1 protein-coding gene is annotated in these 432 nt (G+C 49.8%); it reads right to left on the reverse strand.

Features of this window, described 5'->3' with window-relative positions; translation table 11 throughout:
* On the reverse strand, window positions 1-383 hold a 383-nt coding region (locus tag AC1RPJ_RS07835), incomplete at its 3' end, for a hypothetical protein (RefSeq protein WP_481762852.1).
* Between the last annotated feature and the right edge of the window lie 49 nt (window positions 384-432).

Consider the following 432-nt stretch of genomic DNA (forward strand, 5'->3'; position numbering starts at 1 on the left):
GCCACATCGAGCCACATCTCGTAGTTTGCGTCAACCGAAGACAGGTACGCGTCTATACGCATAGCATACGAGTTGTCCTTAGTGACCGGCACATCCGCCACAGCTAGTGCAAACAGCATGTTAGTGCTGGTGTACAGCCCAACTTCTCCGAACTGCTGAAGGAATGTCAAATCCTTAGGAAGAAGAATGGAGTACCGAAGCACGTTACCGTTTACCACGTCGCCGGGACTAAGGAGTCCTGTTGATACCAGAGTTCCGTGTATGTCGGTATCACTGGCTGTAGGCACATATCCAGTACCAGTGCCCAGCTTGTAGCTAGTAGGTCTGATTGAGGGATTCGATGCCAGCGCATCACGTGCCGCATTCGTTATCTGGAAATACATTTTGTCATCCTATATAAACCGATATCAGGCGTCGCTTAATGATAAGGGG

It is taken from the genome of Dellaglioa sp. CoH-57-MRSF-17 (assembly GCF_056782015.1).